Genomic DNA, 6,976 nt, shown 5'->3' with positions numbered 1-6,976 from the left:
TCACACTCCATGAATCAGCGGGGCTAGCATCATGACCACATTCGGCGGCCTCGGCCGCGAACCGCGAGGAGTCCTACCATGAGCACCGCAGCGGCCCGTTGGGCCCACCGCGCCACCGACGTCACCCTGGACCGACTGGAGGAGGTGGATGCGTGGTGGCGGGCGGCGAACTACCTGAGCATCGGGCAGATCTACCTGCTCGACAACCCGCTGCTGCGCGACCCGCTCACCGCGGAGCACATCAAGCCGCGGCTGCTGGGGCACTGGGGCACCACCCCGGGCCTGAACTTCCTGTACGCCCACCTCAACCGGGCGATCACCGATCGGGACCTGAACACCCTGTACGTGACCGGGCCGGGGCACGGCGGGCCGGGCATGGTCGCCAACGCCTACCTGGACGGCACGTACACGGAGCTGTACCCGCGGATCGACCGCACCGAGGAGGGACTGCGGGCGCTGTTCCGGCAGTTCTCCTTTCCCGGCGGCATCCCCTCGCACGCGTCCCCGGACACGCCGGGGTCGATCAACGAGGGCGGCGAGCTCGGCTATTCCCTTGTCCACGCCTATGGCGCCGCGTTCGACAACCCGGATCTGCTGGTCGCCTGTGTGATCGGCGACGGGGAGGCGGAGACCGGGCCGCTGGCGACCGCGTGGCACGGCAACAAGTTCCTCAACCCCGCCGCGGACGGGGTGGTGCTGCCGATCCTGCACCTGAACGGGTACAAGATCGCCAACCCGACGGTGCTGTCCCGCATCCCCGAGGACGAGCTGGTCGCGCTGCTGCGCGGCTACGGCCACGAGCCGTTCGTGGTCACCGTCGGCTTCGACGGCGAGGACCCGCGGGAGTCCCACGCCCGGTTCGCCGGCGTGCTGGACGAGGTGTTGGACCGGATCGCGGACATCAAGACCGCCGCGGCGGCCGGCACCCTGGAGGGCCGGCCTGCGTGGCCAGCGATCGTGCTGCGCAGCCCGAAAGGCTGGACCTGCCCGCCGGTGATCGACGGGCTCCCCGTGGAGGGCACCTGGCGGTCCCACCAGGTGCCGCTCGCCGAGGTCCGCGACACCCCCGAGCACCTGCAGATCCTCCAGGACTGGCTGGCCTCCTACCGGCCCGACGAGCTCTTCGACGCCGACGGCGCCCCGTTCCCCGCCACGGTCGCGGTCGCCCCGGCGGGAGAGCGGCGGATGAGCGCGAGCCCGGTCGCGAACGGCGGGCAGCTGACCGTCCCGCTGCGCCTGGGCGATTTCCGGGACCACGCCCACCCGGTCGACCCCGAGGCGCGAGGCGCGGAAACCGGGGAGGCGACCCGGGTGCTCGGCGAATGGCTCGCCGACGTGATCCGGCACAACCCGGACAACTTCCGCATCTTCGGCCCCGACGAGACCGCCTCCAACCGGCTCGCCCCGCCCGTGTTCGAGGCCACCGGCAAGCAGTGGAACGCGACCGTGCTGCCGGTGGACGAGCATCTGGCGCCGACCGGGCGGGTGATGGAGGTGCTCAGCGAGCACCAGTGCCAGGGCTGGCTCGAAGGGTACGTCCTGACCGGCCGGCACGGCCTGTTCAACTGCTACGAGGCGTTCACGCACATCGTCGACTCGATGTTCAACCAGCACGCCAAATGGCTCGAAGCCGCCAGCGAGGTGCCCTGGCGGGAACCGGTGCCGAGCTTCAACTACCTGCTCTCCAGCCACGTCTGGCGGCAGGACCACAACGGGTTCAGCCACCAGGATCCCGGGTTCATCGACCTCGCCCTGAACAAGAGCCCCGACATCGTCCGCGTCTACCTCCCGTTCGACGCGAACACCCTGCTATCCACCTACGACCACTGCCTGCGCTCCACCGGCTACATCAACGTCGTCGTCGCCGGAAAGCAGCCCGCCCCGCAGTGGCTCACCATGGACGAGGCGATCGAGCACTGCACCCGGGGCCTGGGCATCCTGCCCTGGGCCGGCACCGAGACCGAGGGGAGCGAGCCGGACGTGGTGCTCGCCGCCGCCGGCGACGTGCCCACCCTCGAGGTGCTCGCCGCGGCCGCGCTGCTGCGCGAGCACATCCCGGGCCTGTCCGTGCGGGTCGTGAACGTGGTCGACCTGACCCGTCTGCAATCCGAGGACCAGCACCCGCACGGGCTTCCGGACCGGGAGTTCGACGCGATCTTCACCCCCGACAAGCCGGTGATCTTCGCCTACCACGGCTACCCGTGGCTGATCCACCGTCTCACCTACAAGCGCGCCGGGCACCAGAACCTGCACGTGCACGGCTTCGTGGAGAAGGGCACCACCACGACCCCGTTCGACATGGTCATGCTCAACGACCTCGACCGCTACCGGCTCGCGATCGACGTCCTCGACCACGTCCCGGGCCTTGCTGCGACCCACGCGCAGCTGCGGCAGGAACTCGTCGACGCCCGCCTGCGCGCCCGCGCCCACACCCGCGAGCACGGCACCGACATCCCCGCCGTCGCCGACTGGCGCTGGCCCCACCCCGACACCGACCCGAACCGCCCCTCCACCGCGAAGGAAATCCGATGACCGACACCAAGACCGTGACCCTGCAGGTCAGCGGCATGATCCGCGCGACCTCCAAGAACGTCACCGAAGCCCACCTCGCCCGCCAGCCGGGCGTCCTGTCCGTCGACGCGAACCCGGTCTCCCAGACCGCGACCGTCACCTACGACCCGCAGACCACCTCGGTCGCGCACCTGCAGCAGTGGGTGATCGAATGCGGCTACCACTGCGCCGGGCAGTCCGTCCCGGACCACATCTGCGACCCCGCCCACGAACCCCACGAGCACGCCGACCACCACGACCACGCCGAGCACGATGCCCACGCCGAGCATGACGCGCACGACGGCTATCAGGAGCACGCCGAGCACGAGGGACGCGCGGTCTCCACCGGTCATGACACCCCGGCGGGGCACGAGCACCCGCACCCGGCAGCGGACCACGCTGACCACTCCGCAGTGGACGCCGGTGAGCATGCCGGTCACGCTCCGGCCACCGAGGGTGGGCACGATCACGGGGCTCAGCCGGCCGGCCGCAGCGCGCAGGATGTGATGGGCCACGGCGGGCATCACGGCGGCATGTCGATGGCGGCGATGATCCGCGACATGCGCAACCGGTTCCTGTTCGCGTTGATCCTGTCGATCCCGATCACCTTGTGGTCCCCGATCGGCCGGGAGGTGCTCGGCTTCGAGGTGCCGGCCCCGTTCGGGCTGCGCGACGACGTGTTCATGCTGATCCTGTCGCTGCCGGTGATCTTCTACTCGGCCTGGATCTTCTTCGACGGCGCCTACCGGGCTCTGCGCGCCCGCACCCTGGACATGATGGTGCTGGTCGCGGTCGGTGTCGGCGCCGGCTGGATCTACAGCCTGGTCATCACCCTCACCGGAGGCGGCGAGGTGTTCTACGAAGCCGCCACCGTGCTGGCCACCTTCGTGCTGCTCGGCCACTGGGTCGAGATGCGCGCCCGGGGAGGTGCGAACGACGCCATCCGCCGGCTGCTGGAGCTCGCGCCCGCCCGCGCGGTCGTCCTCCGCGACGGAGAGGAGGTCGAGATCCCCACCTCCGAGGTCGTCCCCGGCGACCTCATGCTCATCCGCCCCGGCGCGAAAGTCCCCACCGACGGCGTCGTCGAGGACGGCGAGTCCGAGATCGACGAGTCGATGGTCACCGGCGAGTCCATGCCGGTCGAGAAGGCGCCCGGCTCGGAGGTGATCGGGGCGACCGTGAACACCGTCGGCACGCTCCGGGTGCGTGCCACGAAGGTCGGCGCGGACACCGCGCTGGCGCAGATCGTGAAGCTGGTGCAGGACGCGCAGAACTCCAAGGCCCCCGGCCAGCGCCTCGCCGACCGGGCCGCGTTCTGGCTCGTTCTGCTCGCCCTCGTCGGCGGCACCCTGACCTTCCTGGTGTGGTTCCTCGCCGGGGCGGAGCTGCCGATGGCGATCCTGTTCGCGATCACCGTCGTCGTCATCACCTGCCCCGACGCCCTCGGGCTCGCCACGCCGACCGCGATCATGGTCGGCACGGGCCTGGGCGCCAAGCGCGGCGTGCTGATCAAGAACGCGACCGGCATCGAGACCGCCGCGCACATCGACACCGTCGTGCTGGACAAGACCGGCACGCTCACCAAGGGCGAGCCGGAGGTCACCGACTACATCCCCATCGGCATGGACGAACTGGAGCTGCTCGCCCTCGCCGCCGCGCTCGAGCGGGAGTCGGAGCACCCGCTGGCCAAGGCGATCGTCACCTACGCCGACAGCCGGAACATCCCGCGCCGCACCGCGTCCGCGTTCCGCAACGTCACCGGGCAGGGCGCGATCGCCACCGTGGACGGGAAGCAGGTGGTGCTCGGCAACGCCCGGCTGATGGCCGCGCAGGGCATCGACACCGGCCCGGTCGTCTCGCAGCAGCAGGCCCTCGCGGACGGCGGCCGCACCGCGATCATGTTCGCCGTCGACGGGCAGATCGCCGGCGTGATCGCCCTCGCCGACGCCCCCCGCGACACCGCGAAAGCCGCGATCGACGCACTCCACGAGCAGGGCATCGAGGTGGCGATGCTCACGGGCGACAACAAGCCCACCGCCGAGCGCATCGCCTCGCTGCTGGGCATCGACACCGTGATCGCCGACGTGCTCCCCGAGGACAAGTCCGCCAAGATCGCCGAGCTCCAGGCATCCGGCAAGAAGGTCGCGATGGTCGGCGACGGCGTCAACGACGCCCCCGCCCTGGCGACCGCGGACCTGGGGATCGCGATGGGGGCGATGGGCAACGACGTCGCGATCGAGACGGCCGACGTGGCCCTCCTCGGCGAGGACCTGCGGCACCTGCCCCGGGCGCTGCAGCACGCCCGCCGCTCCCGCCGGATCATGCTGCAGAACATCGGGCTCTCGCTGGCGATCATCATCGGGCTGGTGCCGTTGGCGCTGGCCGGCGTCCTGGGGCTGGCCGCGGTCGTGCTGGTGCACGAGCTCGCGGAGATCCTGGTGATCGCCAACGGTGTGCGCGCCGGACGCACGCGCCGCGGGCTCAGCCCCGGTGGAGCGACTGCACCCGCACCTCGAGCTCGGTACCGACCGGCACCGAGGCACCCAGGGCGTCCCGCAGGACCGACTGGATCTCGCGCACGCTCTGCCTGACCGGTCGGGAGGGGTCCAGGCTCACCTCGACGGTGACCCTGTTGCCGTCGCGGTCGACGTGGAGACCGAAGTGACTCAGGGCGGAGCCGGCCCGCCGTATGCGGGCATCGAGCGCCCGCAGTGAGGTGCCGATGCCGGGTTCTATCCCGTTGACCCCGGGGACGGCCACCACCAGGTCGATCAACTCCGCTGCCGTCGGCTCAGTTCTCATGAAGATCCTCGATGTGGACGTCGACCACCAGGTCGACGAGGTCGAATTCGCGGGCGCACGCACCACGCACCGCCTGTCGGACCGCGTCCGCCAGGGCGGGCAGATCCGGGGTCGACGCCGCGAACGAGACGCGGCACGCGATGCGGCGGGGCAGACCGCGGGTACCCCAGCCCTCGACCGGATCGTGGTCGACGGTGGTCCGCAGACTCAGCACCCCCGGGACGCCGTCGACGGTGTCGCGGATCAGTGTCCGCAGGGCGAGTTCGGTCAGCGAGTAGGGGCCGATGTCGGTGGGAGGCATCTGCACCCGCGCGCCGTGTCGGGCATCCGCGCGGACGGCCTCCGCCAGTGCCGACCTCGCCCGACCGGACAGCTGCACGGAGTCGTCGCCCCGGCTCTCGAGCTCGTCCCAGTCGCGGTGCAGGGCACTGATCTGATCGAGATAGTGCCGGGTGGCCTCGGCGTCGTCGGGTCCACCGGGTCCGGAGGATCCGTCCATGGTGTTCACCGCCATTCCTTCATATATTCGATCACGTGCGTGCGGGCACGCGCGAGGCGGCCCCGCGCGGTGGACTCGGTGATGTCGAGCGCGGACGCGACCTCCCGATAGGACATGCCGTCGATCTCGCGCAGTGTCCAGCAGGACCGCAGATCCGGGTCCATCGTCCCGAGCACCCGGGCCAGGGCCTGCATCTGCGCGTTGACCACGGTGGTCTGCGCGGGGTCGGACCGGGGGCCCTCGTCGCGGTGGACGTTCAGGAGCTCGGGCGGCTGGGCGTCGGTGGAGCGGCGGGCCCGGCGGCGGGCGATGTCGGTCGCCCGACGCGAGCAGATCTGGGACAGCCAGCTCCGCACCGCATCCGGGTCGTCCAGGAGATGCAGCCGCTTCCACGCGGTGAGCAGCGACTCCTGGACCACGTCCTCGCTGTCCTGCCGGTCCCCCAACACCAGGTAGGCGATGCGGAACAGGCGACCCTGGTGGCGGTCGATCAACACGTCGAAGGCCTCGGGGTCACCGTCCTGTGCGCGCAGCACCAGGGTGCGGTCGGGGTACTCCCCCGGCGGGGAGGGCGCGGGGGTCATGCCGCCTCGGAGACCAGTTCCCCGCCCGCACCGTGATGGCGCACGGCCACGCGGTCGGATCGGGAGGTCCGCGGGGTGTGCACGCGGACCAGCAGGTCGACCGACCGAGGGCTGGTGCCGAGGGCGGTCTCCGGATCCGCGGCAAGCACCCGGCGGGCCTCCTCGACAGCCCATTCCACCTGCGCCTCCTCGGCGATCGTCACCTCGGCCAGGATCCGCAGGGAGGTCGTGGAGCCGGAGACCCGCACGGACGCCTCCTCGACGCCGGGGACGCCCTCCACCCGCTCGGCGAGCGCACGTTCCAGCACCTGGGGTTCCAGGGTGGCCAGGACGGTGCCGTCGTCGTCGTGCAGACGCAGAGAGGTGTGCGCCGGTGCGGTGGGGATCTGCGCGAGCAGCAGACCCAGCCCGGCGAGCACGGCGAGGACGGAGGCGGCGGTGGCGGCCGGCAGTGCCCACCCACGGTGCTCCTGCACCAGCATCGACACCGTCGAGTCGGCCGGCACCGTCAGGCCGGCGAGCGGCGAGCCCGCGGGGATGA

The 6,976-nt window shown here is 71.3% G+C and carries 6 protein-coding genes; 2 read left to right on the top strand and 4 right to left on the bottom strand.

What is annotated here, in order from left to right:
• Positions 1 to 78 precede the first annotated feature (78 nt).
• Both G6020_RS02350 and G6020_RS02345 read left to right on the top strand, forming a co-directional pair.
• On the top strand, positions 79 to 2,532 hold the full coding sequence (locus G6020_RS02350; RefSeq protein WP_182609538.1) for a phosphoketolase family protein: 2,454 nt from the start codon (positions 79 to 81) through the stop codon (positions 2,530 to 2,532).
• Positions 2,529 to 5,141, top strand: coding sequence for a heavy metal translocating P-type ATPase (locus G6020_RS02345; protein WP_182609537.1), 2,613 nt, complete (start codon positions 2,529 to 2,531; stop codon positions 5,139 to 5,141). Before G6020_RS02350 ends, G6020_RS02345 begins: the two co-directional genes overlap by 4 nt.
• Here the strand turns inward: G6020_RS02345 and G6020_RS02340 are convergent.
• The 4 genes from G6020_RS02340 to G6020_RS02325 form a co-directional block, all read right to left on the bottom strand.
• Entirely contained in the window at positions 5,032 to 5,352 is a 321-nt protein-coding gene (locus G6020_RS02340; RefSeq protein WP_141244238.1) for a hypothetical protein, read from the bottom strand. The two genes, G6020_RS02345 and G6020_RS02340, sit on opposite strands and share 110 nt — an antisense overlap.
• The gene (locus tag G6020_RS02335) at positions 5,342 to 5,866 is read right to left on the bottom strand and encodes a hypothetical protein (protein WP_017838014.1); all 525 of its coding nucleotides are present in this window, start codon (positions 5,864 to 5,866) and stop codon (positions 5,342 to 5,344) included. The genes G6020_RS02340 and G6020_RS02335 overlap by 11 nt, the downstream gene beginning before the upstream one ends.
• Positions 5,857 to 6,435, bottom strand: coding sequence for an RNA polymerase sigma factor (locus G6020_RS02330; RefSeq protein WP_179523289.1), 579 nt, complete (start codon positions 6,433 to 6,435; stop codon positions 5,857 to 5,859). The genes G6020_RS02335 and G6020_RS02330 overlap by 10 nt, the downstream gene beginning before the upstream one ends.
• A partial coding sequence (locus tag G6020_RS02325) for a hypothetical protein (protein WP_182609536.1) occupies positions 6,432 to 6,976 on the bottom strand: 545 nt, incomplete at its 5' end. The genes G6020_RS02325 and G6020_RS02330, both read right to left, overlap by 4 nt.

The organism is Dietzia sp. B19, assembly GCF_014145155.1.
In the GTDB taxonomy this organism is placed as follows: domain Bacteria; phylum Actinomycetota; class Actinomycetes; order Mycobacteriales; family Mycobacteriaceae; genus Dietzia; species Dietzia natronolimnaea.
The sequence above is the reverse complement of the archived record's forward strand: the minus strand, read 5'-3'. Positions and strand labels throughout refer to the sequence as shown.

Bases quoted from the DNA above. Each gene is read 5' to 3' on its own strand.
- G6020_RS02350 (WP_182609538.1), top strand. From the start codon at position 79: ATGAGCACCGCAGCGGCCCGTTGGGCCCACCGCGCCACCGACGTCACC.
- G6020_RS02345 (WP_182609537.1), top strand. From the start codon at position 2,529: ATGACCGACACCAAGACCGTGACCCTGCAGGTCAGCGGCATGATCCGC.
- G6020_RS02340 (WP_141244238.1), bottom strand. From the start codon at position 5,352: ATGAGAACTGAGCCGACGGCAGCGGAGTTGATCGACCTGGTGGTGGCC.
- G6020_RS02335 (WP_017838014.1), bottom strand. From the start codon at position 5,866: ATGGCGGTGAACACCATGGACGGATCCTCCGGACCCGGTGGACCCGAC.
- G6020_RS02330 (WP_179523289.1), bottom strand. From the start codon at position 6,435: ATGACCCCCGCGCCCTCCCCGCCGGGGGAGTACCCCGACCGCACCCTG.